This is a genomic window from Micromonospora sp. NPDC048040 (assembly GCF_055587185.1).
The window spans coordinates 18,123-41,274 of the sequence record NZ_JBVJGT010000029.1 but is presented as its reverse complement, the minus strand read 5'-3'; the positions used below and the strand labels follow the sequence as shown (position 1 = coordinate 41,274).

24 protein-coding genes are annotated in these 23,152 nt (G+C 73.9%); 17 read left to right on the top strand and 7 right to left on the bottom strand.

The window, feature by feature from the left end; all coding sequences use genetic code 11:
* The first annotated feature begins 41 nt into the window (after positions 1 to 41).
* The 8 genes from sufD (at position 42) to ACZ6O2_RS23870 (ending at position 6,028) form a co-directional block, all read left to right on the top strand.
* Entirely contained in the window at positions 42 to 1,184 is a 1,143-nt protein-coding gene (sufD, locus tag ACZ6O2_RS23905; protein WP_350709131.1) for a Fe-S cluster assembly protein SufD, read from the top strand.
* Positions 1,184 to 1,510 (top strand): non-heme iron oxygenase ferredoxin subunit, encoded by a 327-nt coding sequence (locus ACZ6O2_RS23900; protein WP_350686402.1) that lies wholly within the window; start codon positions 1,184 to 1,186, stop codon positions 1,508 to 1,510. The genes sufD and ACZ6O2_RS23900 overlap by 1 nt, the downstream gene beginning before the upstream one ends.
* Positions 1,510 to 2,283: a Fe-S cluster assembly ATPase SufC gene (gene sufC, locus ACZ6O2_RS23895; RefSeq protein ID WP_350686401.1), complete on the top strand. Its 774-nt coding sequence runs from the start codon at positions 1,510 to 1,512 to the stop codon at positions 2,281 to 2,283. The genes ACZ6O2_RS23900 and sufC overlap by 1 nt, the downstream gene beginning before the upstream one ends.
* A gap of 31 nt (positions 2,284 to 2,314) precedes the next feature.
* Positions 2,315 to 3,619 (top strand): cysteine desulfurase, encoded by a 1,305-nt coding sequence (locus tag ACZ6O2_RS23890; protein WP_466024339.1) that lies wholly within the window; start codon positions 2,315 to 2,317, stop codon positions 3,617 to 3,619.
* 42 nt (positions 3,620 to 3,661) lie between these two features.
* Positions 3,662 to 4,138 carry a Fe-S cluster assembly sulfur transfer protein SufU gene (sufU, locus tag ACZ6O2_RS23885; RefSeq protein WP_350709127.1) on the top strand — a complete coding sequence of 159 codons (477 nt, stop codon included), beginning with the start codon at positions 3,662 to 3,664 and terminating at the stop codon, positions 4,136 to 4,138.
* Positions 4,135 to 4,572, top strand: a complete 438-nt coding sequence (locus ACZ6O2_RS23880; protein WP_466024338.1) for a metal-sulfur cluster assembly factor — start codon at positions 4,135 to 4,137, stop codon at positions 4,570 to 4,572. The genes sufU and ACZ6O2_RS23880 overlap by 4 nt, the downstream gene beginning before the upstream one ends.
* A gap of 252 nt (positions 4,573 to 4,824) precedes the next feature.
* A complete protein-coding gene (locus tag ACZ6O2_RS23875; RefSeq protein ID WP_357464325.1) occupies positions 4,825 to 5,211 on the top strand; it encodes a hypothetical protein in 387 nt (128 codons plus the stop codon).
* 187 nt (positions 5,212 to 5,398) lie between these two features.
* Positions 5,399 to 6,028: a LysE family transporter gene (locus ACZ6O2_RS23870; protein WP_466024337.1), complete on the top strand. Its 630-nt coding sequence runs from the start codon at positions 5,399 to 5,401 to the stop codon at positions 6,026 to 6,028.
* Positions 6,029 to 6,053: 25 nt separating this feature from the next.
* On the opposite strand, the gene ACZ6O2_RS23865 is transcribed toward ACZ6O2_RS23870, so the two are convergent.
* Positions 6,054 to 7,031, bottom strand: coding sequence for a DsbA family protein (locus ACZ6O2_RS23865; protein ID WP_466024336.1), 978 nt, complete (start codon positions 7,029 to 7,031; stop codon positions 6,054 to 6,056).
* A gap of 57 nt (positions 7,032 to 7,088) precedes the next feature.
* Here ACZ6O2_RS23865 and ACZ6O2_RS23860 point away from each other — a divergent pair, with 57 nt between their 5' ends.
* The 4 genes from ACZ6O2_RS23860 (at position 7,089) to ACZ6O2_RS23845 (ending at position 11,182) form a co-directional block, all read left to right on the top strand.
* On the top strand, positions 7,089 to 7,646 hold the full coding sequence (locus ACZ6O2_RS23860) for a TetR/AcrR family transcriptional regulator (protein WP_466024335.1): 558 nt from the start codon (positions 7,089 to 7,091) through the stop codon (positions 7,644 to 7,646).
* Between the two features lie 42 nt (positions 7,647 to 7,688).
* The gene (locus ACZ6O2_RS23855; RefSeq protein ID WP_466024334.1) at positions 7,689 to 8,348 is read left to right on the top strand and encodes an acVLRF1 family peptidyl-tRNA hydrolase; all 660 of its coding nucleotides are present in this window, start codon (positions 7,689 to 7,691) and stop codon (positions 8,346 to 8,348) included.
* A gap of 150 nt (positions 8,349 to 8,498) precedes the next feature.
* The gene (locus ACZ6O2_RS23850) at positions 8,499 to 9,854 is read left to right on the top strand and encodes a helix-turn-helix domain-containing protein (protein WP_466024333.1); all 1,356 of its coding nucleotides are present in this window, start codon (positions 8,499 to 8,501) and stop codon (positions 9,852 to 9,854) included.
* Entirely contained in the window at positions 9,851 to 11,182 is a 1,332-nt protein-coding gene (locus ACZ6O2_RS23845) for a helix-turn-helix domain-containing protein (protein ID WP_466024332.1), read from the top strand. Before ACZ6O2_RS23850 ends, ACZ6O2_RS23845 begins: the two co-directional genes overlap by 4 nt.
* A gap of 197 nt (positions 11,183 to 11,379) precedes the next feature.
* Here the strand turns inward: ACZ6O2_RS23845 and ACZ6O2_RS23840 are convergent, their stop codons facing one another.
* Positions 11,380 to 12,165, bottom strand: coding sequence for a dioxygenase family protein (locus ACZ6O2_RS23840; protein WP_466024331.1), 786 nt, complete (start codon positions 12,163 to 12,165; stop codon positions 11,380 to 11,382).
* 202 nt (positions 12,166 to 12,367) lie between these two features.
* Positions 12,368 to 13,348: a helix-turn-helix domain-containing protein gene (locus ACZ6O2_RS23835; protein WP_466024330.1), complete on the bottom strand. Its 981-nt coding sequence runs from the start codon at positions 13,346 to 13,348 to the stop codon at positions 12,368 to 12,370.
* A gap of 215 nt (positions 13,349 to 13,563) precedes the next feature.
* On the opposite strand from ACZ6O2_RS23835, the gene ACZ6O2_RS23830 reads away from it, so the two are divergent.
* Positions 13,564 to 14,904, top strand: a complete 1,341-nt coding sequence (locus ACZ6O2_RS23830) for a carbohydrate-binding protein (protein WP_466024329.1) — start codon at positions 13,564 to 13,566, stop codon at positions 14,902 to 14,904.
* 103 nt (positions 14,905 to 15,007) lie between these two features.
* On the opposite strand, the gene ypfJ is transcribed toward ACZ6O2_RS23830, so the two are convergent.
* A complete protein-coding gene (gene ypfJ, locus ACZ6O2_RS23825; RefSeq protein WP_350709105.1) occupies positions 15,008 to 15,925 on the bottom strand; it encodes a KPN_02809 family neutral zinc metallopeptidase in 918 nt (305 codons plus the stop codon).
* A 244-nt stretch (positions 15,926 to 16,169) separates the two neighbouring features.
* Between ypfJ and ACZ6O2_RS23820 the strand changes: the two genes are divergently transcribed.
* On the top strand, positions 16,170 to 17,774 hold the full coding sequence (locus ACZ6O2_RS23820; RefSeq protein WP_350709103.1) for an ABC-F family ATP-binding cassette domain-containing protein: 1,605 nt from the start codon (positions 16,170 to 16,172) through the stop codon (positions 17,772 to 17,774).
* Positions 17,775 to 17,788: 14 nt separating this feature from the next.
* On the opposite strand, the gene ACZ6O2_RS23815 is transcribed toward ACZ6O2_RS23820, so the two are convergent.
* On the bottom strand, positions 17,789 to 18,388 hold the full coding sequence (locus tag ACZ6O2_RS23815; protein ID WP_350709101.1) for a cadmium resistance transporter: 600 nt from the start codon (positions 18,386 to 18,388) through the stop codon (positions 17,789 to 17,791).
* 210 nt (positions 18,389 to 18,598) lie between these two features.
* Between ACZ6O2_RS23815 and ACZ6O2_RS23810 the strand changes: the two genes are divergently transcribed.
* From ACZ6O2_RS23810 to ACZ6O2_RS23800, 3 genes are all read left to right on the top strand, one after another.
* Complete coding sequence (locus tag ACZ6O2_RS23810) at positions 18,599 to 18,826, top strand: helix-turn-helix domain-containing protein (RefSeq protein WP_007462679.1); 228 nt, start codon at positions 18,599 to 18,601, stop codon at positions 18,824 to 18,826.
* A gap of 46 nt (positions 18,827 to 18,872) precedes the next feature.
* A complete protein-coding gene (locus ACZ6O2_RS23805) occupies positions 18,873 to 19,640 on the top strand; it encodes an enoyl-CoA hydratase/isomerase family protein (protein ID WP_466024328.1) in 768 nt (255 codons plus the stop codon).
* Positions 19,641 to 19,752: 112 nt separating this feature from the next.
* Positions 19,753 to 21,729 (top strand): ABC transporter ATP-binding protein, encoded by a 1,977-nt coding sequence (locus ACZ6O2_RS23800; RefSeq protein WP_466024356.1) that lies wholly within the window; start codon positions 19,753 to 19,755, stop codon positions 21,727 to 21,729.
* A gap of 4 nt (positions 21,730 to 21,733) precedes the next feature.
* Here ACZ6O2_RS23800 and mug read toward each other — a convergent pair whose 3' ends face one another.
* Together mug and ACZ6O2_RS23790 are read right to left on the bottom strand one after the other, a co-directional pair.
* Positions 21,734 to 22,381, bottom strand: coding sequence for a G/U mismatch-specific DNA glycosylase (gene mug / locus ACZ6O2_RS23795; RefSeq protein ID WP_466024327.1), 648 nt, complete (start codon positions 22,379 to 22,381; stop codon positions 21,734 to 21,736).
* Positions 22,381 to 23,148, bottom strand: a complete 768-nt coding sequence (locus ACZ6O2_RS23790; protein ID WP_466024326.1) for an SDR family oxidoreductase — start codon at positions 23,146 to 23,148, stop codon at positions 22,381 to 22,383. Before ACZ6O2_RS23790 ends, mug begins: the two co-directional genes overlap by 1 nt.
* Positions 23,149 to 23,152: the final 4 nt, after the last annotated feature.

Sequence of the window (23,152 nt, the reverse complement as noted above, 5' to 3'; positions counted from 1 at the left end):
CGATCAATGACACCGTCGTCGCGAAACAGACCAAGGAAGAGATGACTACCCAGGCTTCCGCGCCGCCCAGCACCAAGTCGCAGGCGCTCCGCTCGTACGACGTCGCCGACTTCCCGGCCCTCACGGGCCTGGAGGAGGAGTGGCGCTTCACCCCGCTCAAGCGGCTGCGCGGGCTGGTGGGCGGGGCGCAGGCCGCCACCGGCACGGTCCGCCACGAGTACGGCGACCTGCCCGAGGGCGTGACCGTCGAGCGGATCGGCTCCGACGACCCCCGGGTGGGCAGCGTGCTCACCCCCGTCGACCGGGTCAGCGCGCTGGCCTACGGCGGGGCCGGGCAGGCGCTGCTGGTCCAGGTCGCCCGCGACGCCGTGGTCGCCGACCCGGTGACCCTGCGGGTGGTCGGCGACGGCGCCGAGGGTGTCGCCTTCGGGCACACCTTCGTCGAGGTCGGCCGGTTCGCCGAGGTGACCCTGGTGCTGGAGCACGCCGGTTCGGCGACGCTGGCCGACAACGTCGAGGTGGCGGTGGCCGACGGGGCGAAGCTGACCCTGGTCACCGTCGCCGACTGGGCCGACGACGCCGTCCAGGCCCAGCACCTGAAGGTGAAGCTGGGTCGGGACGCCAGGGTGGTCCACGTCCAGGTCTCCCTCGGTGGCGACCTGGTCCGGCAGTACACCTCGGTGGAGTACACCGACCGGGGCGGCGAGGCCGAGCTGTACGGCCTCTACTTCGCCGACTCCGGGCAGCACCTGGAGCACCGCCAGCTGGTCGACCACAGCGTGCCGGACTGCCGCAGCTACGTCGGCTACCGGGGCGCCCTGCAGGGCGAGAGCGCGCGTACCGTCTGGGTGGGCGACGTGCTGATCCGTGCCGAGGCGACCGGCACCGAAACGTACGAGATCAACCGGAACCTGCTGCTGACCGACGGCGCGCGGGCGGACTCCGTACCCAACCTGGAGATCGAGACCGGCGAGATCGCCGGCGCCGGCCACGCGAGCGCGACCGGCCGCTTCGACGACGAGCAGCTGTTCTACCTGATGGCCCGGGGCATCCCGGAGGCCGAGGCGCGGCGCCTGGTGGTCCGCGGCTTCTTCGCCGAGCTGATCAACAAGATCCCGGTCGAGGAGCTGCGCGAGCGGCTCGGCGACGCGATCGAGGCCCGGCTGAGCAAGGCCGGCGCCTGATGATCAAGATCTGCTCGACCGAGGACGTGCCGAAGGGCACCGCGATCGCCGCGGACGTCGACGGCACGCAGATCGCGATCGTGCACGGCGAGGACGACGCCTTCTACGCCGTCTACGACGAGTGCTCGCACGCCGCGGTCGCCCTCTCCGAGGGGGAGGTCTCCGGCTGCACGCTGGAATGTTGGCTGCACGGTTCCCGTTTCGACCTGAGGACCGGCGAGCCGACCGGGCTGCCCGCCACCGAACCCGTTCCCGTCTATCCCGTCGAAGTCCGCGACGGCGACATCTACGTCAGCCTCACGCCGAGCAATGGAGTGACCCGATAATGAGCACCCTGGAGATCCGCGACCTGAAGGTGTCGGTCAAGCTGCCCGAGGGTGAGCTCAAGCCGATCCTGGCCGGTGTCGACCTGACCGTCCGCTCGGGCGAGACCCACGCGATCATGGGGCCGAACGGCTCCGGCAAGTCCACCCTGGCCTACTCGATCGCCGGCCACCCCAAGTACGAGATCACCGGCGGCTCGGTGACCCTCGACGGCGAGGACGTGCTGGCCATGTCCGTCGACGAGCGGGCCCGCGCCGGCCTCTTCCTGGCCATGCAGTACCCGGTCGAGGTGCCCGGCGTCTCGGTGGCGAACTTCCTGCGTACCGCCAAGACCGCCATCGACGGCGAGGCGCCGAAGCTGCGCACCTGGGGCGGCGAGCTGCGCGGGGCCATGGAGCGCCTCCAGATGGACCCGGCGTTCGCCCAGCGCAACGTCAACGAGGGCTTCTCCGGCGGTGAGAAGAAGCGGCACGAGATCGTGCAGCTGGAGCTGCTCAAGCCGAAGATGGCCATCCTCGACGAGACCGACTCCGGCCTCGACGTCGACGCGCTGCGCGTGGTCAGCGAGGGCGTGAACCGGGTCCGCGACACCGGCGACACCGGCCTGCTGCTGATCACCCACTACACCCGGATCCTGCGCTACATCAAGCCGGACTTCGTGCACGTGTTCGTGGCCGGCCGGATCGTCGAGCAGGGCGGCCCGGAGCTGGCCGACAAGCTCGAGGAAGAGGGCTACGAGCGGTACGTCGCCGGGGCCGGTTCGGCGCGGGCCTGATTCCTCTCGGAGAATGGGTGGGCCGGTCGACATGACTACCATCGCGATCCCGCCGGGGATGCCGCAGTACGACGACGTGCCGCGTTACGACGTGGCGAAGGTGCGCGCCGACTTCCCGATCCTCGACCGGGAGGTCAACGGGCACCGGCTGGTCTATCTCGACAGCGCCAACACCTCGCACAAGCCGCGGCAGGTGCTCGACGTGCTCGCCGAGCACTACGCGATGCACAACGCCAACGTCTCCCGCTCGGTGCACACGCTGGGCACGGAGGCCACCGAGGCGTACGAGGGCGCCCGGGCGAAGGTCGCCGCGTTCGTCAACGCGCCGAGCCCGGACGAGGTGGTGTTCACCAAGAACTCCACCGAGGCGATCAACATCGTCGCGTACGCCTTCTCCAACGCCTCGCTGCGGCCCGACGCCGACCCGCGGTTCCGGCTCGGCCCCGGTGACGAGGTGGTGATCTCCGAGATGGAGCACCACTCGAACATCGTCCCGTGGCAGCTGCTCTGCGAGCGGACCGGCGCGACGCTGCGCTGGTTCCCGGTCACCGACCAGGGGCGCCTGGACGAGTCGGGGCTGGCGGACCTGGTCACCGAGCGGACGAAGATCGTCTCGCTGGTGCACATGTCCAACATCCTCGGCACCGTCAACGCCACCGCGCGGATCACCGAGCGGGTCCGCGAGGTGGGGGCGCTGCTGCTGCTCGACTGCTCCCAGTCGGTGCCGCACATGCCGATGGACGTGGTCGACTACGACGCCGACTTCGTCGTGTTCACCGGGCACAAGATGTGCGGCCCGACCGGCATCGGGGTGCTCTGGGGCCGGGCCGAGCTGCTGGCGGCGATGCCGCCGGTGCTCGGCGGAGGGTCGATGATCGAGACGGTGTCGATGGCGCGCTCGACGTTCGCGGCGCCGCCGGCCCGGTTCGAGGCGGGCACCCCGCCGATCGCCGAGGCGGTCGCGCTCGGCGCTGCCGTCGACTACCTCACGGGCATCGGGATGCGGGCCATCCAGTGGCACGAGAAGGAGCTGACGGCGTACGCGCTGGACGCCCTCGCCACGGTGCGCGGCCTGCGGATCTTCGGGCCGACCGTGCCGGTGGGCCGGGGCGGCACCATCTCGTTCGCCCTCGGCGACATCCACCCGCACGACGTCGGGCAGGTGCTCGACTCGCTCGGCGTGCAGGTGCGGGTGGGCCACCACTGTGCCCGGCCGGTGTGCACCCGGTTCGGCGTGCCGGCCATGACGCGGGCGTCGTTCTACCTCTACACCACCACCGAGGAGATCGACGCCCTGGTGGCGGGCCTGGAGCAGGCGCGGAAGGTGTTCGAGTGAGCGGCGACGCAGGAGCCCGCGGATCGACGGGAGTTCAGCCTGATGCAGCTTGAATCTCTTTACCAGGAGATCATCCTGGACCACTACAAGCACCCGCACGGCCGTGGCCTGCGCGACGCGGGCGACCCGGGCGCCCGGGTCGCCGAGGCGCACCACGTCAACCCGACCTGCGGCGACGAGGTCACGGTCCGGGTGGCGACCGACGGCGACGTGCTGCACGACGTCTCGTACGACGGCATGGGCTGCTCGATCAGCCAGGCGTCGGCGAGCGTGTTGCACGAGCTGCTGGTCGGGCGGGGCGCGGGTGAGGCGTTCCAGGTGCACGAGGCGTTCGTGGAGTTGATGTCCGGCCGTGGTCAGGTCACGCCGGACGAGGACGTGCTCGGTGACGGGGTCGCGTTCGCGGGCGTCGCCCGCTACCCCGCCCGGGTGAAGTGCGCGCTGTTGCCATGGATGGCGTTCAAGGACGCCGCGGCACGCGCCGGCGTGGGCGTGAGCCCTTCGGAGGTTAAGGCATGAGTAGCGAGGACACCGCCACCGCGGCGACGCCGGCGGCCGAGGGCACGGCGGCGCCGGCCGCGGACGCCACCGCGCCGGCCGCGGGTGACGGCGGCAAGGCCGCGGGTGCCCGGGCCGCCGTCGCCGACATCGAGGAGGCGATGAAGGACGTCGTCGACCCCGAGCTGGGCATCAACGTGGTCGACCTCGGCCTGGTGTACGGGGTGCACGTCGGCGACGACAACGTCGCCACGCTGGACATGACGCTGACGTCGGCGGCCTGCCCGCTGACCGACGTGATCGAGGACCAGGCCCGCCAGGCGCTGACCACCGGCCCCGGCGGCGGCCTGGTCGACGACATCCGGATCAACTGGGTGTGGCTCCCGCCGTGGGGCCCCGACAAGATCACCGACGAGGGGCGCGACCAGCTCCGCTCCCTCGGCTTCAACGTCTGACCCGGCCCAGCGTCGGTCCCCGTCGAGCGCGCCGCCCCTCCCGGGCGGCGCGCTCGACGCGTTCCTGTCGACGGACGACGGCAGCCAGCCCGCCGACGACGGCGAGGGCGTCGCCCAGCCGCGGACGGCCCCGGGCGTGCGGGGACGCATTCTCTTCCACCCTGCCGCGTTCGGGCGGAGCCGACACCACGGTGCGATCCGCGTGCCATCCTCTATCGATAGTTGTCACCATCTATCTGAAGGAGACGGCACATGCGATCTCGGTTGCTCTCCATCGCGTCCGCGCTGGCGCTCGTCACGGGTGGCTCGGCGTTGGCGTTGCTGCCCGCCAGCCCGGCCAGCGCGCACTGCAGCGGGCACGGCACCCACCCGGATCTGTACAGCGGGGGCGCCATCTCGTTCGGGAACGGGACCAACATCCGGGCCTATCCACACATCGACTGCGGCAGTCGCGGGCTCGGCTACCCGAGTCAGGGGATCGACGTCCACTGCGCCACCTACACCAACGCGCTCTGGATCTACCTCCGTAACACCACCACCGGAGTCAACGGGTGGTCCCGGTTGGACGCCCTCAACGTCTCGGAGCCCACCACCATCGCCGACTGCTCGAACACGGTCGCGGCGCACCGGCTGGCCTGACGCCCACGGCCGGCGTTCGTCGCAGCCGGCCACGCGCCGGGAAATGGGTGGCGGCGGGTGGGGTGGGTAAGCAGGATCGGGGCGTGATCGAGACGTACCCGGTGCTGAGCCTCCCCGTTGCCGCGGCCACCGCCGGGCGGCGACAGCGGACGGTGCCCGGTCGCGTCTCGGCCCGCCGCCCGCCGTCGTGACCGGCGCGTTCCTGGCCGGTCTGATCGCCGGCTACGGCGTCGCCGTCCCGGTCGGTGCGATCGCGATCCTCATCCTCGGGCTCAGCGCCCGCACGTCGTTCCGGGTCGGCGCCGCCGCAGCGCTCGGAGTGGCCGCCGCGGACGGGCTCTACGCCGCCGCGGCGGCCCTCGGCGGGGCCGCGGTCGCCGGCCTGCTCGCCCCGGTCGCCGGGCCAATGCGGCTGGTCGCCGCGGTCGTGCTGCTCGCCCTCGCCGGCCACGGCGCCTGGCGTGCCCTGCGCCCCCGCACCGCGCCGGCGGTCCCCGCCGAGGCCCGCCGGGGCCTGGACACCCCGGCCCGGGCCTTCGCCGGCGTGCTCGCGCTGACCCTGTTCAATCCGGCGACGGTGGTCTACTTCGCCGCCCTCGTCCTCGGGCGGCAGGGTGGCGCGGACCCGGGCGCGGCCGAGGCGCTGCTCTTCGTGGCGGGGGCCTTCGTCGCCTCGGCCAGCTGGCAGTTGCTGATCGCCGGTGGGGGCACCCTCGTCGGCCGGGCGTTGGCCGGGCCACGCGGTCGGCGCGTCACGGCGTTGGTCTCCAGCGTCCTCATCGCGGCCCTGGCGATCGCCATGGTGCTGCCCCGATGAAGGCCGCGGACGACGGCGCCCCGGGTCAGGCGGCGTAGCCGGGGGACATGGCCGCCGCCAGGCGCAGGTGGACGGCGGCGCGCCGGGCGTCCCCCTGTCGCTGCAGGGTGCGCCCGAGCAGCAACTGCACGTACGAGTCGTCCGGCGCCGCCGCCGCGAGCGGCTCCAGCATCCGCAGGGCCCGGGTGAGCTGGGCGGAGTGGAAGTATGCCCGGGCGGCGAGCAGCCTGGTGCCGCGGTCGTCGCCGTAAGCGTCGAGCAGGGGCTGGAGCAGGGTGAGGGCACCCAGGGGATCGCCCAGGTCCAGCAGCGCCTCGGCGTGGCGGAGGCGTTCGACCTCCTCGGGGAGTTGTCGGGGGCTGACCCGTGCGGCCCCGGACAGGAAGTCGTGGATCACCTCCGGGGGCTGAGCGCCCCGCAGTGCCATCCCGTTCGCGACGAACGTCGGTGACGTCGCCACGCCCGCGGCCCTGCCCCGCAGGACCAGCTCCCGGACGACGGCCTCGCCGCCGCCGTCGGCCAGCAGCGCGCCTCCCTCGGGGAAGCCCGCCGTCCGGGCCACCTCGGCCAGCACCTCCGGGCGGCTGATGTCCCGCGCCTCGACGAAGTGCGCGCGCATCACCTCTTCCGCCACCGCGTCCTGCAGTCGCGCGCCGGCGGAGTGGGCGAGGGCGATCAGGCGGTGGGCGTCGTGGCTGTTGGCCCGCCAGCCGGCGCCCCAGCGCGGACCGATCCCCTCGGCCTGCGCGAGCTGGGAGACGCGTTCCCGGTTCTCGCCGGGCGTCAGGTCCGGTGCGCACCGCTGGAGTGCGGCGTCCACCATCGGGTCACGCAGCACGTCCGCCAGCGGCTCGGCCGGGACGGGGGCGGAGGGGTCGATCCGGAACGGCCGCCAGACGACCTCGACCGGTTCGCCCTCCCAGGACGCCAGCGCCCGTTCCAGGCGCCGCTTGGCGATGTACGCCCACGCGCAGACGACGTCTGCCCACACCTCGATCCGCATACCCCGCACGCTACACGACACGTGTCGCGTAAGCGACGGCTGTCGTATAGTGACCCGATGAACTCCTCCGACCCGCGGGCGCGACGGACACGAGCCCGACTCCGGGCCGCCGTCCTGGAACTGGCCGCCGAGCGGGAGCTGGGCGACATCACGATCGCCGAGGTCGCCAAGCGGGCCGGGGTCAACCGCGCGACCACGTACCTCCACTTTCCCGACCTGGACGCGCTCGTCACAGACGCGATGGAGGAGGCGATCGCCCAGGTGGCGCGCGCCGCGGCGCTCTGCCCGCTGGACGCTCCGCGCGACGAGGCGCCGCAGCCGCTGCGCGACCTCTTCGACACCGTCGCCGCCAACGCGGTCCTCTACCGTCGGATGCTGTCCCCGCACGGCAGCGCCCGCTTCGCTGCGGGCCTGCGGGACCGGCTGGCCGCGGAACTGCGGAGGAGTTTCGAGGTGCGGGCGCGTCCCCCCGGCGTCAACGACGTGCCGGTGGACGTCCACGCCGCCTACCTCGCCGGCGCCCTCACGGGCGTCATCGCAGACTGGACCACGGCGCGGGCCCCGGCCGGAGCGGCCGAGACCGCGCTGGCCACGTGGCGGCTGCTCCGTGGCTGAACCCATCCGCGTCTCGACGCGACCAGCACAGGGGAGGTTGCCGTGGTCGGCAGGCCGGCAGTAGGTGGCGGTCGGTGGGTCGAGGTGGCCCCGGGCCGCGTCGCCCGCTGGGTCGAGGGCTTCGCCGACCGGCACGGCGCGCCCACCACCACCGTCCAGCCGCACGGCTTGCTGCTCGCCGCCCCGGACGGCGCGACCGCCGAGCTGCACAACCCGCCCGGCGCGCCGGCCACCCCGGACGTGCCCGGTTTCGTGGCCGCCGCGGCCACGCCTCGCCGGATCGGCCTGCTGCTGGTCCGCAAGGGCGCGGTGGCGGTGGGCGTCGCGGCGGGCGAGGAGCTGACGGTGTCGAAGGTGGACACCCGGTACGTGCAGGGCCGCACCGCCGCCGGGGGGTGGTCCCAGCAGCGCTTCGCCCGGCGGCGCGACAACCAGGCGAAGGCGGCGCTGGGCGACGCGACCGAGCTGGCCGTACGGCTGCTGTTGCCGGAGGCGTCGTCGCTGAGCGCGCTGGTCTGCGGCGGCGACCGGCGGGCGGTGGACACCGTGCTGGCCGACCGGCGGCTCGCCCCGCTGGCGGCGCTGCGCGCGGAGCGGCTGCTGGACGTGCCCGAGCCCCGGCACGCCGTGCTGGTCGGCGCGATCGCGGCGGCCCGCGCGGTCCGGATCCTGGTCCGCGACCGTCTCGGAGAATCTCTGTGATCCCGCTTTCCGCTTCGTAGGTCCGTGCCCCCGCCGAGCCGGGGTCTCCCGGGTGGACGGCTGGCGCCGGTGCGGACCTGTCCCATATCGGTCGGCGTCGAGCAATGGTGGACGCACTAGGCTGGGCGCGATGGTCGGGAAGGAGCCGGGATGGCGGAGACGGCCGCGGCCGACGTCGTCGTGGTCGGTGGCGGGGGCGGTGCTCCCGGCGACGAACTGGTCGTGGAGAGCCTGGGCCACCGGATCCGGCGGCTGCGCGTCGCCCAGGGCCTGACCCAGCAACAGGTCGTCGGCTCCCGTTACACCCGCGCGTTCCTGGGCGCCGTGGAGTCGGGCGTCCGGGTGCCCAGCCCCGAGGCGCTGGCCTACTTCGCGGACCGGCTCGGGCTGCCGGTGGACGACCTGCGGTACGGCCGGCCGGCCGACGCCGCCACCCGGCTCGCCGCCGAGCAGGCGTCGGCCCGGCGGGACCTCTCCGCCGGCCGGTTGGACGCCGCCGAGCGGGCGCTGACCGGGATCCGCCGTCGGGCGGACCACTACCGACTGCCCGAACTGGCTGGCTGGGCCGCGTACCACCTGGCGGAGGCGCAACTGCACCGCGGGTCGACCGAGGACGCCGCCGCCCGGTACGACGAGTTGGCGGCGACGCTCCCCGACGGGTGCCCGGCGCTGCGCGCGGCGGTGCTGGCCCGGCAGGCGTACTGCCTGCTGGTCACGGGGGACGCGCCGCGGGCGGTGGCGATCCTGGAGGGCGGCCTGCGGGCCCTGCGGGCGGCGCCGCCGGTGGACGCCGACGCCGAGCTGCGGTTGACCAACGCCCTGATGTACACGTTCCTCGAACTGAGCTGGCGGGACCGGGCGCGGCGGCTGGAGCGGGAGGCGGCTGCCCTGCTCGACCGGGTGACCAACCAGGAGTGGGTGGCGCAGTTCCACGCCGTCGCCGGGCAGCTGCGCCGCGACGGCGAGCTGGACGAGGCGGACCGGCACCTGCGGGAGGCCGGCCGCCGTTACGCCGAGCTGGGGCTCACCCGGGAGATCGCCCTGTGTCACTGGGCCCGTGGCTACGTGTTGCTGCGGGCCGGGCGGCCGGGGGAGGCGGGGCCGGAGTTGCGGCGGGCCCGGGAGATGCTGGGCGGCGTCGGCGCGGTGCTCGACCACGCCGGGGCGACGCTGGAGCTGGCCGAGGCGCGCCGCCGGGAGGGCGTCCTGGACGAGGCGGGTGCGCTGGCCGAGGAGGCCGCCCGTACGGCGGCGGCCTGCGACCACCGGGAGATCATGGCCGAGGCCGACCGGGTGCGTGGGCTGGTGCGGGCCGCGCAGGGCGACCACGACCAGGCGCGGCGGCTGCTGCTGCGGGCCGTCGACCGGTACGAGCGGGCCGGCCTGATGGGGGACGTGGTGATCACCTGCCGCCATCTCGCCGAGCTGTTGCTGGCCGGGGCGGAGCGCGACGCGGCGACCGCGGTGCTGCGTCGTGGCCTGCGTGCGGCGGAGCGCCTGTCGTGAGCCCGCCGGAGCCTGTCGTGGCGGGCGACCCGGTGGGGGAGCTGGGCGCACGTCTCCAGCGGCTGCGGACGGCACGAGGGCTCACCCAGCGTGCCCTGGCCGAGCCCCGGTACACCGCGGCCTACGTGTCCGCCGTGGAGGGTGGTCGCCGGATGCCCTCCGCCGATGCCGTCGCCCACTTCGCCGAGCGGCTCGGGGTGACTCCGGCGGACCTGGCCACCGGCCGCTCGCCGGCCGAGGTGGTGCGCCTGCGGCTCCGGCTGGTCGGGGCGGACCTGGCCGGGTCCACCGACGAGAGGGCTGCCGTCTGCCGGGAGGTGGCGGCGGTCGCCGCCGACCTGGACGAGCCGGTGCTGGCCGCCCGGGCCCGGCTCGGTCTGGCCGGCGTCGCGCTGTTCCGCGACGATCCCGACGCCGCGTCGGCCGAGGTGGACCGGGCGGAGGCGCTGCTGGCGGGGGCGCCGCCGCACGTCCGGGCCGAGGCGGCGGCCAGGCGCGCCGCGGTGCTGCGCCACACCGGTGATCCCCGGTACGCCGGCTTCCTGCTCGCCGAGGCGCGGGACGCGCTGGTGCGGGACGGGTGGCCGGATCCGTCGACCCTGCTGACCCTGTACGCGGAACTGGTGCTCTGCCACGTGGCACTGGGCGACGAGGAGGCGGCGGCGGAGGCCGCCGGACAGGCCCTGGCCCTGGCGGTGCTGCCCGCGCCGGCGCGGGTCGCGGGGATGCACCTGACGGTCGCGGACGCGTTGCTCGCCTCGGGACGGACGGCGGAGGCCGACGTCGCCGCGGAGCAGGCCCGCCAGGCGGCCCGGCAGGTCGCCATGGGGGTGCAGTTGGCGTGCTGCCACCGGGCCCGGGGGCAGGGGCGCCGGGCGGCCGGCGACCTGGCGGCTGCCCTCGCCGACCTGGCGACCGCGCACACGGCGTTGACGGTCGCCGGGCAGCGGGCGCTGGCCCGGGAGGTCGGGGTGGAGTTGGCCGAGGTCCACCACGCGCTGGGCCAGCCGGAGCGCGCGGCGGCGCTGCTGTGCGACGCCGTCGATCCGGCCGGCGACGCGGTGGTGGCGGCGCGCGCCGACCGGGTGCGCGGCCTGCTGCGGGCCGATGCCGGGGAGCAGGTTGACGCCGAGCGGCACCTGCGGGCGGCGGCCGCCGGCTATCGGGCGGCCGGGCGGCGCCGGGAGTTGGCCGCGGTGGTTCTGCTGCTGGCGGACCTGCTGGAGCAGTGGGGGCGGCCCGGGGACGCCCTCGACCTGCTCCGCGACGGGCTGCACCAGGTGGAGCAGCTCGGTGAGCGGGTGGCCGCGTTCCGCGCCACGGCCTGATCCTCGGCGACGACCAGTGTGGCGGGCCGCGCCTGTGGGCCGGTTCGCCGGGCGTCGGCCCGCGCCCTGGTGTCGGACCGGGGCGCGGGCCGGTTCGCCGGGGCCGCCGGCTCGTGCCCGGGGCGCCGGCCCGGGGCGGCCGGCCGCCCACCCCGGTCCACGAGCGGCCGGGCCGCCGGTGCGTCCGCGGTCCCGCGTCAGTCCCGGGCCCAGAGCGCCGGGGTGTGCGGCGGCTCCCAGCCGGGCTGGGCGGTGTGTGCCTGGAGGCAGCGGTACGCGATGCCGCCGTAGGTCACCCGGGCGCCGGCCGGGTACGCGGTGCCGGGTGCCCAGGTCCCGCCGGGTGCGCTGCCGGTCGGGGTGGGGGTGGGGGCCGAGGTCACGTTGAGGACGAAGTCGAAGCTGGCCTCGCGGCCGCCGTCCACCGTCCGCACCGTCATCAGCAGGGCGGGGTCGAAGATCGGGTCGGTGTTGTTGCGGGGGTCGCCGGGGAAGTACAGCTGGGTGGTGAGCACCGGCCGGTTCGGCGCCTGCGCCTTGACGTGGATGTGCCGGGTCCGTCCCGGATAGAGCCCCGGCAGGATCGTGCTGAGGCGGTACGCGCCCGAGGCGTCGGTGAACTGGTGCCCGCGCAGCCGGTATCCGGTGTTGTCGTAGCCGCCGTTGGCGTCCGCCTGCCAGAAGTCCAGCAGCACGTCGGGAACCGGCCGGCAGTCCAGCCCGAAGACGTGGCCGGTGACGGTGAGCCGGGTGCCGATCGTGCCGGCCTCGACGAGCGAGGTACGCCGTGGTGAGTTCGGCTTGAAGTAGGGGCCCTCCATCTGATCCGGCGTCAGGTCGTCGCCGTCGTCGCAGTAGGGCGTGAGGGGCGGCGCCGACCCCGTGGCGGCCGCCTCCGCGCCCACGGCCTGCGCGATTCCGGCGGCGAGGAACGGGGCGGGCAGGGCCAGTGCCGCCGCCCTCAACACGCTCTTGCGTGTCACACCGCTGCGGGGACGGGGGGCGCGTGGCTCTTTGTCGCTGGCTGCACTGTTCATCAGAGTTGCGGCGTGGAACCCGGCCGTTCAGGGCCGGGAGGAAACGCCGCTCCCTCCCCTCGATGATCGTGTAACTCTCCTCGCCGACGGTGGACTCGCGGATCGTCCAGGGGGTCGGCGGCTGTCGACCCGACGCTATTGACAGGTGTCAGGGTGCGTCGATGTGCGGGAGAGCGTGGTCGTGGTGTTTTCCGCCGTGCCGGCGGAACGCGCCGGGGGAGTCGCCGACCTCGCGGCGGAAGAACCGGCAGAAGTAGGCGGGGTCGGCGAAGCGGAGCCGGTCGGCGATCGCGGCCACGGTGAGGTCGGTCCGGGCGAGCAGTCGTTTCGCCTCCAGCACCCGGGCTCGGCGGATCAGCCGGGCGGGGGTGGTGCCGGTGGCCAGGGGCACCGCGTCGTTGAGGTGGCGCACCGACACCCCGATCCGGCGGGCGTATGCGCGGGGTGGCTCGCCGACGAGGTCCGGCTCGGCGAGCAGTTCCTCGAAGCGGCGGGCGATCGCGGCGGCCCGGCGGTTGCGGGTGGTGGGCTCGGGGAGCGGGTCGGGGGTCGGGCCCGTGGGGCGGGACCGGAGCACTTCGGTGAGCAGGAGGTGCAGGTAGGCCCGCAGGGTGCCACCGCGCTCCGGTCCGCCCCGGCGGTACTCGGCGGTCGCCCAGCGCAGCAGGGTGGCGATCCGCTGGGCCTGGGCGGCGTCGCGGGGGCGCCAGGAGCGGTGGCGCGAGCGGTGCAGCGCGGCGCGGTCTGCCGGGAAGGTGAGCAGGAACTCGGCCGCGCAGAGCAGCACGTGCCCGCGCAGGTCACGCTGGTCCTGCCAGTGGTGCACCTGGCCGGGCGTGACGACGAACAGGTGCGGCGGCCGGACGGGATGGGCGTCGAGGTCGATGACGTGCGAGGCACGGCCGTGGGTCACGTACACCAGCTCGTAGAAGGTGTGCCGGTGCGGAAAGTCGGCGCGGGACAGCGGCCCGATCTCGTCGAAGGTGCCGACGGCGAACGGCACGTCGTCCGGGGCGGGTGCCGCCAGGTCGTGCCGGGGCAGCGCCGACGGTGGACCGGCGGCGGCCGGTCGTGATCGGACGGACGGAGCCCGGCGGGCGGGCGGGTCGGGCGGGCGCGACGGGGACACAGGCAGCTCCCTGTGTTGACAAGGGTCGGATCTGATCGATCGACACCTGTATTGACGGCGTCGGATGTCTAACCTACGGTAATGGCAACAGAGTTAACAACAATTGTTGTCTCTCCAGTAGCGCACCGGCAGGGCGGCTGCCACGCGGCACTGCGTGCCTGCTCGCACCCGGTCGCTGCGACCCTCCACATCGTCCTGACCCCGAGGAGACCCCCATGCTCCGACGAACAGCCACCGTGGCGGCAACTACCCTGAGTGCCGTCGCGCTGGTGCTCACCGTGGCCCTGGCCGCCCAGGCCAGCGCCGATCCCGACCGCGTGCCCGCCGCCCCGGTCGACGCTCCCGACGGCGTGGCCCCCGAGATGTTCGCCGCCCTGCAACGGGACCTGCGGCTCACCCCGGCCCAGGCCCGTGCCCGTCTCGACGTCGACGACCGGGCCGCTCGGGTCCAGCAGGTGCTGCGCGCCACCCTCGGCGCCCGCTACGGCGGCACCTGGGTCACGGAGCCGGGCGCCACGGTGTCGGTCGGCGTCATCAGTGCCGCCGACGCCGACGCGGTCCGTGGCCTCGGCGCGGTCCCGGTCCCGGTGAGGCACACCGAGCGTGCCCTGGACGGGGCGGTCGACCGGCTCAACCGCAGGGCCACCGCCGCGCCGCCCGCCGTCGTCGGCTGGTACGCCGATCTTCCCGGCAACGCCGTCGTGGTGCTCGCCCGGGACGGCGCGGTGCCCGCGGCCCGGTCCTTCGCCGCCGCCGCCGGGGTGCCGGCCGGGGTGCTGCGGGTGCAGGCCAGCACGGAGGACCCGAAGCCGTACGCCGACGTGATCGGCGGCAACGCCTACTACACCGGCAGCAGCCGGTGCTCGATCGGGTTCTCGGTGAACGGAGGTTTCGTCACCGCCGGACACTGCGGCCGGGCCGGGGCCCGCACCTCGCAACCGGGCGGCACCGTGCGCGGCTCCACGTTCCCCGGCCGGGACTACGCCTGGGTGCAGGTGGACGCCGGGAACACCCCGCGCGGGCTGGTGAACGACTACCGGGGCGGGACGGTGGCGGTGGCGGGCAGCGTCGAGGCCGCCGTGGGGGCGGCGGTCTGCCGGTCCGGTTCCACCACCGGGTGGCGCTGCGGCACCATCCAGCAGAAGAACGCCTCGGTGACCTACCCGGAGGGCACGGTGACCGGGCTCACCCGGAGCAACGCCTGCGCCGAGCCGGGCGACTCCGGTGGTTCGTGGCTCTCCGGCAGCCAGGCCCAGGGAGTCACCTCGGGCGGCTCCGGCAACTGCAGCACCGGCGGGACGATGTACTTCCAGCCGGTCAACGCGATCCTGACGGCGTACGGGCTGACGCTGGTCACCACCGGCGGCCCCGAGCCGACCCCCACGCCCACCTCGACCGGCACCCCGCCCGGCGGGACGACCTGGCAGGCGGGCGCCGCGTACGCCGCCGGCGCGACGGTGAGCTACGCCGGGGTGTCCTACCGCTGCCTGCAGGGGCACACGGCGCAGCCGGGTTGGGAGCCGCCCAACGTGCCGGCGCTCTGGCAGCGGGTCTGAACACCGCTGCCACGCCGCACACGGTACGGGCCCGGTCTCCGCAACGACCGGGCCCGTACCACGCCTGTCCGGGGGAGGCGGTCGGCCGCCCCGCCCGCTGACCTCACACCGCCCCGCTGAAGGTGTCGCAGGACTTCGGGTCGCCGGTCTCGTAACCGCGGCTGAACCATTGCCTGCGCTGCTCGGACGAGCCGTGGGTGAACTCGTCGGGGTTCACCGGCCGGTTCGCCCGCTCGGAGATGGCGTCGTCGCCGATCTTCTCGGCGGTGTCGACGGCCTGCCGGATGTCCTGCTCGCTGATGCTGGTGAAGATCTTCTGGCCACTGGCGTCGGCGGTGCCGGTGGCGTTCTTCGCCCAGGCGCCGGCGTAGCAGTCGGCCTGCAGTTCCAGCCTGACCGAGAGCGCGTTGGCGTTGTCCGGGTCGCGCTGCTGCTGGCGGCGCATCTGGGCCTCGGTGCCGAGCAGGTCCTGCACGTGGTGGCCGTACTCGTGGGCGAGCACGTACGGCTGGGCGAATTCGCCGGAGGCCCCGAGCTGCTGGGCGAGCACCCGGTAGAAGGTGAGGTCGATGTAGACCAGGTCGTCGGCGGGGCAGTAGAACGGGCCGACGCCGGAGTCGGCCTGCCCGCAGGCGGTGTTGACGCCCTGGCTGAAGAACACCGTCCGGGACGGGCGGTACTGCTCGCCGAACGCCTCGGGCAGCGCCTTCTGCCAGTACGCCTGGATGGAGTTGACGTAGAGCGCGTTGCGGCAGTCGAGCTGCTGGAGCGCGTCGTCGGCCGAGCACTTCTGCTCCAGTGACGTGTTGTCGCCCTGCGGGTCCCCGCCGCCGTTGGTGGCGGCGTTCAGGCCGAAGCCGCCACCGACGAGGGCCACCAGCACGGCGATGACGAGGCCGACGATGCCGCCCCGGCCGCCGCCGATCGGGATGGGTATGCCGCCCAGCCCGCCGCCCCCGCCGGATCCTCGCCGGTCGTCCACCTGGCTGGTGTCGATCCGTGCGTTCTCGTTCAGCTCCATGTCTACCCCGATCACCGTTTTGGTCCGTTTTGGTGGTTGCGGTACCGGACCGGGTCCGGACGGCGTTTCGGTACCCGATGATCTTGGTCGGTAATCCGGCGGGGCGCTCGGGCGACGCCCGGTACACTTGCCACGTGCTGCTCTGCGAAGGCTGAACCGCCCCGCGCCGACGGGCCTCGTGCCCGCCGGCGCTTTCGCGTGCCCTGAGTCAGCCCTTCCAGACCCCGAGAGCGAGTCCTCCGACATGATCACTGCCACCGGCCTGGAGCTTCGTGCCGGCGCCCGGATCCTGCTGTCCGACACCACGCTGCGGGTGCAGCCGGGTGACCGGATCGGCCTGGTCGGCCGCAACGGCGCCGGCAAGACCACCACGCTCAAGGTGCTCGCCGGTGAGGGTCAGCCCTACGCCGGGCAGATCGAGCGGCGCAGCGCCATCGGCTACCTCCCGCAGGACCCGCGGACCGGCGACCTGGAGGTCACCGGCCGCGACCGGGTGCTCTCCGCCCGGGGCCTGGACGTGCTGATGGCCCAGATGAAGGAGATCGAGGCCAAGCTCGCCGACGGCGCCGACGACCGGCTGGTCCGCCGCTACGGCGCGCTGGAGGACCAGTTCGCCTCCCTCGGCGGGTACGCCGCCGAGGCCGAGGCCGCCCGGATCTGCGCCAACCTCGGGCTGCCGGACCGGGCGCTCGCCCAGACCATCGGCACCCTCTCCGGCGGCCAGCGCCGCCGCATCGAGCTGGCCCGGATCCTGTTCCGGGACGCCGGCGAGAACGGCGGCGGCATCCTGCTGCTCGACGAGCCGACCAACCACCTCGACGCCGACTCGATCACCTGGCTGCGCGGCTTCCTCGCCAACCACAAGGGCGGCCTGATCGTGATCTCCCACGACGGCTCGCTGCTGGAGTCGGTGGTCAACAAGGTCTGGTTCCTCGACGCCACCCGCTCCGTCGTCGACGTCTACAACCTCGGCTGGAAGGCGTACCTGGAGGCCCGCGAGACCGACGAGCGGCGCCGCCGCCGGGAGCGGGCCAACGCCGAGAAGAAGGCCGGCGCGCTGATGGCGCAGGCCGACAAGATGCGGGCCAAGGCCACCAAGACCGTCGCCGCGCAGAACATGGCCCGGCGGGCCGAGAAGCTGATCGCCGGCCTGGAGGAGGTACGCGTCGCCGACAAGGTGGCGAAGGTGCGCTTCCCGAGCCCGGCCCCGTGCGGCAAGACCCCGCTCACCGCGACCGGCCTGTCGAAGTCGTACGGCTCGCTGGAGATCTTCACCGACGTGAACGTGGCGGTGGACCGGGGCTCCCGGGTGGCCATCCTGGGCCTCAACGGCGCCGGCAAGACCACCCTGCTGCGGATGCTCGGCGGCCTGCTGGAGCCGGACACCGGCGAGGTGCACGCCGGCCACGGCCTGCGGCTCGGCTACTACGCGCAGGAGCACGAGACGCTCGACGTGGACCGCACGGTCCTGGAGCACATGCGCAGCGCCGCCATCGAGCAGACCGACACCGACCTGCGGAAGATCCTCGGCGCGTTCCTGTTCTCCGGCGACGACGTGGACAAGCCGGCCGGAGTGCTCTCCGGCGGCGAGAAGACCCGGCTGGCGCTGGCCACCCTGGTCTGCTCCGGGGCGAACGTGCTGCTGCTCGACGAGCCGACGAACAACCTCGACCCGGTCAGCCGCGAGCAGGTGCTCGACGCCATCGCCCGCTACCCGGGCGCGATCGTGCTGGTCACCCACGACCCCGGCGCGGTCATGGCGCTCAAGCCGGACCGCGCCATCCTGCTCCCCGACGGCGACGAGGACGCCTGGAGCGACGACCTGCTCGAACTCGTCGAGCTGGCTTGACCCGTCCGGCCCGGTCAGCGCACCAGGCCGAGCAGGTGGGGGAGCACGCCCGAGGTGGCCAGGATGACCACGCCGATGGCGACGAACACGGCCGGGACGAGCCAGTGGCCGGCGCGGCCGACGGCCCGCACCACCCGCGGGTGGCCCCCCAGCCAGGCTCCCGCCGCGCACCACAGCGCGACGAGCACCACGAAGACCAGCAGGAACACCACGCTGTCGGCCGGCCCGAGGGCGCGGAACACCGGCACGTAGACGGCGATGTTGTCCGCGCCGTTGGCGATCGTCACCGCGGCCACCCCCAGCGTGGAGCCCACCACCGTCGGGGCCTCGTCGGCTTCCCGGTCGAGCAGCGCGCGCACGCCGAGGGCGATCGGCAGCAGCCCGAGCAGCCCGGTCCACGGATCGGGCACCACCAGCAGCCCGGCCGCGACCACCGTGCTGGCCAGGGCGAGCGCGCCGATGCCCAGGTACTGCCCGGCCACGATCTGCCAGGTGCGGGGGCGGCCGGTGCCGCGGGCGGCGACGAAGAACAGCGTCAGGACGACGATGTCGTCGATGTTGGTGGCGGCGAAGACCACCGCCGCGCCGGCGGCAGTGTCGAGGAGGTCCGTCACGTCACGCAGGGTACGGAGTGAGTGCCGTCGGCGCCGCGCGGGCACGGTGCGGTCGACCCCGGCCCCGTCGGGAGGATCACTCTATCGGGAAGATGACAACGCATAGCGTGTCGGTTGGCGAAGAGTTGATATCTGGCGCATGATCGTTCGAGGCGGTCTAATAGGTGGGACCGTATCCGAACCGCACAGTCTGGGACGTGAGGACACAGCATGGCAGCCACTGGCACAGCCACCAGCACTGAGAAGGGTCGCCGGATCGTCGGAGCCGAGCGTCAGACGCTCGCCAAGGACCTGGTAAAGCGGTACACCTCGGGTGAGAGCATCCGCGCGCTCGCGGCCTCGACCGGCCGTTCCTACGGGTTCATCCACCGGGTGCTCACCGAGTCCGGGGTGCAGCTGCGGCAGCGCGGCGGCGCCCGGCGCCGCAAGAAGGCGTGACCCGCCCCCCAGCGTCGTCCACCAGCGCCGCGCCCCGGGTCGTCCGGTGACCGCCGAGGCGACCGGGGTTCGGCTGGAATACGAAGGGCCGGTCGCGACGGTCACGTTGTGTCGGCCCGACGTGCTCAACGCCCAGACCCCGGCGATGTGGCGCGCGATGAGCGACTTCGCGCGCGATCTGCCCGGCGACGTCCGCGTCGTGGTCGTCCGTGGCGAGGGGCGGGCGTTCTCCGCCGGCCTCGACCTGACGGTGGCCGGCGCCTCCGGGCCGGGCTCGTTCACCGAGCTCGCCACCCTGCCCGAGCAGGAGTGCGCGGACCGCATCGCGGAGTTGCAGGGCGGCTTCACCTGGTTGCACCGGCCCGACATCGTCTCCGTCGCCGCCGTGCAGGGCCACGCGATCGGCGCCGGCTTCCAGCTGGCGCTCGCCTGTGACCTGCGGGTGCTCGCCGAGGACGCGAAGTTCTCCATGGCCGAGGTGACGCTCGGCCTGGTGCCGGACCTCGCCGGCACCAAGCGCCTGGTCGACCTCGTCGGCTACTCCCGCGCGCTGGAGATCTGCGCCACCGGCCGGCGGATGGACGCCGCCGAGGCGGACCGGATCGGCCTGGCCACCCTGGTCGTGCCGAACGCCGACCTCGACGCCGCGGTGCGCGACCTGACCGCGGGTCTGCTGGCCAACAACCGGGACGCCGTGGTGGAGATCAAGGCGCTGCTGGCCGGCGCCGCCGGCCGGTCCGCCGCGGAGCAGCAGCGGGCCGAGCGCGAGGCGCAGACGCGTCGGCTGCGCGATCTCGCCGGGCGGGGAGAATAGTAAGGACCGTTCGGGAAGATCCGGGTTACGGCCGAGGTTGTCAGAGTCGTCGGGAGAATCGACCTGACGGTGCGGTCGACCCGACGACCCGGAGGTGAACGTGTCCAACCCGATGTCCGGCGGCGGCATGGCCGGTTGGAGCATGCTCCGGTCGATGCGCAGCCGCGACGAGATCTCCACGCACCGGCTCAAGCGCGGCGTGGCCAGCCGGATCGTGGCGTTCGCGCGGCCCTACCGCCGCGACATCGTCGTCTTCCTGGTGACCGTGGTGCTGGCCGCGATCATCGGGGTCGCCACCCCGGTGCTCGCCGGCGACGTGATCGACGCGATCAGCCGGGGCGGCTCGGGGGCCGGCGACCTGGTGGTGCGGCTGGCCCTGGTCATCGCCGCGCTCGCCGTGGCCGACGCGCTGCTCTCCCTGGCCCAGCGGTGGTATTCGGCCCGCATCGGCGAGGGCATCATCCTCGACCTGCGCACCCGGGTCTACGACCACGTCCAGCGGATGCCGCTGCAGTTCTTCACCCGCACCCAGACCGGCGCCCTGGTCAGCCGGCTCAACAACGACGTGCTCGGCGCCCAGCGGGCGTTCACGTCGACGCTGTCCGGCGTGGTCAGCAACGTCATCCAGCTGGTGCTCACCGCCGCCGTGATGTTCACCCTCTCCTGGCAGATCACCGTGCTGTCGCTGGTGCTGCTGCCGGTCTTCATCATCCCGGCCCGCCGGGTCGGCAAGCGGCTCGCCGAGATCACCCGGGAGTCCTACAACCTCGACGCGAAGATGAACGCGACGATGACCGAGCGCTTCGGCGTCTCGGGGGCGCTGCTGGTGAAGCTCTTCGGCCGGCCCGAGGTGGAGGCGCGCCGGTTCGCCGGGCGGGCCGAGCGGGTCCGCGACATCGGCATCCAGTCCGCGATGTACTCGCGGACGTTCTTCGTCGCGATGCTGCTCGTCGCCTCGTTGGCCCAGGCGCTCACCTACGGCCTCGGTGGCTGGCTCGCGGTCACCGGCAACGTCAGCGCCGGCACCGTGGTCACCCTCGCGTTGCTGCTCACCCGCCTCTACGGCCCGCTGACCGCGCTGTCCAACGTCCGGGTGGACGTGATGAGCGCGCTGGTCTCCTTCGACCGGGTCTTCGAGGTGCTCGACCTGAAGCCGGCCATCGAGGAGAAGCCCGACGCGGTCGCGGTGCCCCGGGGCAGCGGCCGGGTCGAGTTCCGCGACGTGCGGTTCCGCTACCCCAGCGCCGCGGAGATCTCGCTGGCCTCGCTGGAGGAGGTCGCCGCGCTGGACCGTACGGTCAACGAGCCGGTGCTCAAGGGCGTCTCGTTCGCCGTCGAGCCGGGGCAGATGGTGGCGCTGGTCGGGCCCTCCGGCGCCGGCAAGTCGACGCTGTCCATGCTGATCTCCCGGGTCTACGACGTCACCGACGGGCAGGTGCTGGTCGGCGGGGTCGACGTCCGCGACGCCACCTTCGGCTCGCTGCGCGACGAGATCGGCGTGGTGACCCAGGATTCGCACCTGTTCCACGAGACCATCGCCGAGAACCTGCGCTACGCCAAGCCGGACGCCACCGACGACGAGATCTGGGCGGCGCTGGCCGGCGCGCAGGTCGCCGACCTGGTGCGGTCCCTGCCGGACGGGCTGGACACCACCGTCGGCGAGCGCGGCTACCGCTTCTCCGGCGGCGAGAAGCAGCGCATCGCCATCGCCCGGCTGCTGCTCAAGGCTCCGTCGATCGTGATCCTCGACGAGGCGACCGCGCACCTCGACTCGGAGAGTGAGGCGGCGGTGCAGCGGGCGCTGTCGGTGGCGCTGACCGGGCGTACGGCGCTGGTGATCGCGCACCGGCTCTCCACCGTCCGCGACGCCGACCAGATCCTGGTCCTCGACGAGGGTCGGATCGTCGAGCGGGGCCGGCACGAGGAGTTGGTCGCCGTGGGTGGGCTCTACGCCGAGCTCTACCGCACCCAGTTCGCGGTCGCCGACTCGCCGACCCCGTACGTGGACGCGACCGGCCCCGAGCCGGTGAGTCTGCCGCTGCGGTCCTACGTCGCCGACGAGGCGATGCCGCCGGCCGCGGCCAACTGACGCCTCAGCCGGTGGCGACGACCGCCGCCCGTAGCTCGCCGAACGCCGCGCCGAGGGTCTCGGGGGTGAAGTGCGCGTTCAGGCCGCTGGGGTTGGGCAGCACCCAGAGCCGGGCGCCGGCGATCGGCTCCGGCTGCGGGCCGAACGTCGCCTTCGGCCGGGCGAACCCGATCCGGTACGCGGTCACCCCGACCACGGCGACCCACCGGGGGCCGTACCGCTCGACCTTGCCGGTGAGGATCTCCGCCCCCTCGACCAGTTCGGCGGCGGTCAGCTCGTCGGCCCGGGCGCTGGCCCGCGCGACGATGTTGGTGATGCCCAGCCCGAGGCCGGGCAGCTCGTCCTGCTCGGCGGGGTGCAGCAACCGGGGCGTGAAGCCGCCCCGGTGCAGCGCCGGCCAGAACCGGTTGCCGGGCCGCGCGAAGTGCCACCCGGTCGCGGCCGACCACAGGCCCGGGTTGATCCCGACGAAGAGCACGTCCAGCCCGGGCGTGACGAGGTCGGGGATGGTGCGGTCCGCCGCTGCGGCGAGTTCCTCCCGCGTGGGCCGCGGATACCGGTGCGCGGCGTCCCCGGGGGCGGGTGTCGGTTCGGGTCGGCCAGCCCGTCCGGTGCCCCCGGCCCCGACCGGTCCGCCGGGGGACGGAACCATTACAGGCTCCGCAGGGCGCCACCGTCGACCGGCACGGTGACCCCGGTGAGGTAGCTCGCGGCGGGGGAGAGCACGAACGCGGCCACCCGGCCGAACTCCGCCGGCGCGCCGATGCGGCGCAGCGGGATGCCCGCCTCGGCCTCCGCGCGGGCCCGCTCGGGGTCGCCCGTGGCGGCGAACAGTTCGACGTTGCGGTCCGTCATGATCCGCCCGGGCAGCAGGCCGACCATCCGTACGCCCCGGGGCCCGTACTCGTCGGCGACGTCCTTGGCCATCCCGACCAGGCCGGGCCGCAGGCCGTTGGAGATGCCCAGGCCGGGCACCGGCGAACGTGCCGAGGTCGACAGGACCAGCCCGATCGCGCCGCCGTCGCCCTCGCCCAGGGCGGCGGCGACCGTACGCACCGTGCGGACGGTGCCCAGGAAGACCGTTTCGAAGGATCGGCGCCACTGCTCGTCGGTGACCGACGCGGCGCTGCCCGGTGGCGGCCCGCCCACCGAGATCAGCGCCCCGTCGAGGCGCCCGAAGTGCTCGCGGGCCGCCCCCACCAGCCGCTGCGGTGTCTCCGGGTCGGCCAGGTCGGCGGTCAGGCCGACGGCCCGCTCCGGCCCGCCGAGGCGCTGGGCGGCGGCAGCCACCGCGTCGGCGTCCCGGGCGGAGAGCACCACGCGGGCGCCGTCGGCGACGAGGCACTCCGCGGTCGCGTAGCCCAGGCCGCGGGAGGCACCGGTCAGTACGTACACCCGGTCGGTCAGTCCGAGATCCATGCCG

What these genes read in the sequence shown, in the direction of transcription:
- sufC (WP_350686401.1), top strand. Translation starts at nt 1,510, where the DNA reads ATGAGCACCCTGGAGATCCGCGACCTGAAGGTGTCGGTCAAGCTGCCC.
- ACZ6O2_RS23790 (WP_466024326.1), bottom strand. Translation starts at nt 23,148, where the DNA reads ATGGATCTCGGACTGACCGACCGGGTGTACGTACTGACCGGTGCCTCC.
- ACZ6O2_RS23875 (WP_357464325.1), top strand. Translation starts at nt 4,825, where the DNA reads ATGCGATCTCGGTTGCTCTCCATCGCGTCCGCGCTGGCGCTCGTCACG.
- ACZ6O2_RS23810 (WP_007462679.1), top strand. Translation starts at nt 18,599, where the DNA reads ATGGCAGCCACTGGCACAGCCACCAGCACTGAGAAGGGTCGCCGGATC.
- ACZ6O2_RS23830 (WP_466024329.1), top strand. Translation starts at nt 13,564, where the DNA reads ATGCTCCGACGAACAGCCACCGTGGCGGCAACTACCCTGAGTGCCGTC.
- ACZ6O2_RS23900 (WP_350686402.1), top strand. Translation starts at nt 1,184, where the DNA reads ATGATCAAGATCTGCTCGACCGAGGACGTGCCGAAGGGCACCGCGATC.
- ACZ6O2_RS23865 (WP_466024336.1), bottom strand. Translation starts at nt 7,031, where the DNA reads ATGCGGATCGAGGTGTGGGCAGACGTCGTCTGCGCGTGGGCGTACATC.
- sufD (WP_350709131.1), top strand. Translation starts at nt 42, where the DNA reads ATGACTACCCAGGCTTCCGCGCCGCCCAGCACCAAGTCGCAGGCGCTC.
- ACZ6O2_RS23850 (WP_466024333.1), top strand. Translation starts at nt 8,499, where the DNA reads ATGGCGGAGACGGCCGCGGCCGACGTCGTCGTGGTCGGTGGCGGGGGC.
- ACZ6O2_RS23820 (WP_350709103.1), top strand. Translation starts at nt 16,170, where the DNA reads ATGATCACTGCCACCGGCCTGGAGCTTCGTGCCGGCGCCCGGATCCTG.
- ACZ6O2_RS23860 (WP_466024335.1), top strand. Translation starts at nt 7,089, where the DNA reads ATGAACTCCTCCGACCCGCGGGCGCGACGGACACGAGCCCGACTCCGG.
- sufU (WP_350709127.1), top strand. Translation starts at nt 3,662, where the DNA reads ATGCAGCTTGAATCTCTTTACCAGGAGATCATCCTGGACCACTACAAG.
- mug (WP_466024327.1), bottom strand. Translation starts at nt 22,381, where the DNA reads ATGGTTCCGTCCCCCGGCGGACCGGTCGGGGCCGGGGGCACCGGACGG.
- ACZ6O2_RS23800 (WP_466024356.1), top strand. Translation starts at nt 19,753, where the DNA reads ATGTCCGGCGGCGGCATGGCCGGTTGGAGCATGCTCCGGTCGATGCGC.
- ACZ6O2_RS23890 (WP_466024339.1), top strand. Translation starts at nt 2,315, where the DNA reads ATGACTACCATCGCGATCCCGCCGGGGATGCCGCAGTACGACGACGTG.
- ypfJ (WP_350709105.1), bottom strand. Translation starts at nt 15,925, where the DNA reads ATGGAGCTGAACGAGAACGCACGGATCGACACCAGCCAGGTGGACGAC.
- ACZ6O2_RS23880 (WP_466024338.1), top strand. Translation starts at nt 4,135, where the DNA reads ATGAGTAGCGAGGACACCGCCACCGCGGCGACGCCGGCGGCCGAGGGC.